General features: G+C 40.4%; 2 protein-coding genes. One reads left to right on the top strand and one right to left on the bottom strand.

Features of this window, described 5'->3' with window-relative positions:
* The first annotated feature begins 266 nt into the window (after window positions 1-266).
* Window positions 267-1013 carry a hypothetical protein gene (locus tag Q0340_RS10350; protein WP_298083237.1) on the top strand — a complete coding sequence of 249 codons (747 nt, stop codon included), beginning with the start codon at window positions 267-269 and terminating at the stop codon, window positions 1011-1013.
* Window positions 1014-1303: 290 nt separating this feature from the next.
* On the opposite strand, the gene Q0340_RS10345 is transcribed toward Q0340_RS10350, so the two are convergent.
* Entirely contained in the window at window positions 1304-1903 is a 600-nt protein-coding gene (locus tag Q0340_RS10345; RefSeq protein ID WP_298083236.1) for a hypothetical protein, read from the bottom strand.
* Window positions 1904-2014 lie beyond the last annotated feature (111 nt).

The following is a 2014-nucleotide window of genomic DNA, read 5'->3' as shown; positions in this document are numbered from 1 at the left end:
TTTTTTTGAAATTCATTCTTTACTCCTTGAAAAAATTTACGTATAATATCTCATTTTTTCTTAAAATTTTATCTATGAATTTAAGTGTGCAAATTTATATGAGCGGGCTTTGAGCGTGATTTATTTTAAAGTCGATGAATTTAATTTCATGCTATTTATGCATAAAATATTGCAATGAGCTAATCAATAAGTAGATTTTGTCTATTCCATCCGCGCCTTTTGCAATATGTGCCCGCTCGCAAAACAACTTGCGATAGGAAAATGATTTGAACGGCGCAAATTTCACAAAAGACGCCGCAAGCGGCGAAATTCCAAAGGAGCCTAGCGTGAAAAGATTGATAAATTTCCTGAGGCGCATTTACGCAGACCTGCTTGCAGGCAGAGTGCTACTGCATCCGATCCTGCTTACGGCTGTATTTTTAGCAGCGAAATTCGGCACGCTATATGTCATAGATGAAAAAATTTTAGGAAGCGGCTATGATTTGGGGATATTTGGAGAATTCGCTTATTACATATTTTTCGATTTTGTCGCAGGCGCCTTTTTTATAATACTTTGTGCGCACGTCATCTACGCAACATCCAAAGTCCAATCACTTAAAATTTTACGCAAAATTCTGCTCGCGGTAATCTTGGCGTCTTGCGCACTGGGTTATTTTGCTTCGGACGTAAACTACCAAAAACTAGGCGTCCTTGAAGCCTTTTTAATTGCCTCGCTAATTTGCATTTGCATCTATTCGGTCGCAACCGAGATATCAAACGACCGCTCAAACGCGGTATTTTGGGGTTTTGCCTATGTTCTTAACTACATAGGTGCCTTATTCGTAATATTTCATGCGCAAGCCGCCGAAGTCGTAGCCGTCATTTTAATAATCCTTTGTCCGCTAGCGTGGACGTTTTATTTCAAATACGAATTTCAAAAATCTCTCGCAAAAGACGCCGCAAGCAATGATGAAATTTTAAATAGTGCAAATGGCGATGAAATTTCAAAAAGCAAAGCGCGCACGGAAAGTTAAATTTATAAATTTTCACCGCAAAGGGCTAAATTTATGAAATTTCGCTCGGGTTAAATTTTAAAATTTCCCGCGCGATGCTTTTATCTTTTTATATCCTCGATCACGGCCTCTATGAAACGGGCTGTATCAATTAGCCTAAAGCCCCATATTTTGGGATCTGCCGTGATTTTATTATAAAAATCTTCCAATTCTTTCGCGGGAGATAATTCGCCTAATTTAAACGGGGCAAATTTTACTTTGCCGATCTTTTTTAGATAAGGCAGCAGCTCCTTTAAATCCTTATGATTAAATCAGCGGTCCGCTCTAAGGAAGCCGCCGTTTTTCGAGCTCGCGATCTTGCTTTTTAAAAAATCGTCCATGCCGGGCGGCTCTTTTTGCAGTAGTCTGGTGCAGGCTAGGTGGTACTCGAGCTTTCTAGGCGTTTGATCTACTGCCGAGACAAAGCAAACGCCGTATCCCTGACGCATCCGGATAGACAAAACGTCGCCCTCCTCAAAACAGGGCGTTTTTTGCTTCGAAATTTTGGGCCGTTTAAGCGGTCTAGGGTTTTCGCTTTTTAGTTGAACGGCCAATTTGTCAAGCGCTTTTTGGCGACTCTTTTGAGATTTTTCAAAGACCTTATTCCACATCTGGCTTGCGCCGCCTTTTATGATAGCAAGGGCTTTTTCGCGAATCTCGTCGTTTAAAAAACCGATCTTCCAAAGCGAATACGCCAGAGCCGTCCAATAAATCTCGCTATAAAGCTCATCGATGCAGAAATTCTCCGCCTGCGCCAAAACATCTTGCAGGATAGTTTCAACATCTTCGCCGTCCTTGTATCGCTCGGTGATAGTCAAATAGATATCGTATCCGTCGTCGCTGTCGATAATTTTTACTCCGTCTATCGCCATTTTTTCTCCTTTATTTTGATCTTTTCTCTGCCGATTTCGCTGAGCCGAATTTTGATAAAATTCGTAAAATTTTATCATACAAAAACCACATAAAAATCGACATAAAAAATA

The sequence above is a fragment of the uncultured Campylobacter sp. genome, assembly GCF_938045595.1.
Taxonomy (GTDB): Bacteria; Campylobacterota; Campylobacteria; order Campylobacterales; family Campylobacteraceae; genus Campylobacter_B.
This window is presented reverse-complemented; position numbering and strand designations above follow the sequence as displayed.

Bases quoted from the DNA above. Each gene is read 5' to 3' on its own strand.
- Q0340_RS10345 (WP_298083236.1), bottom strand. From the start codon at position 1,903: ATGGCGATAGACGGAGTAAAAATTATCGACAGCGACGACGGATACGAT.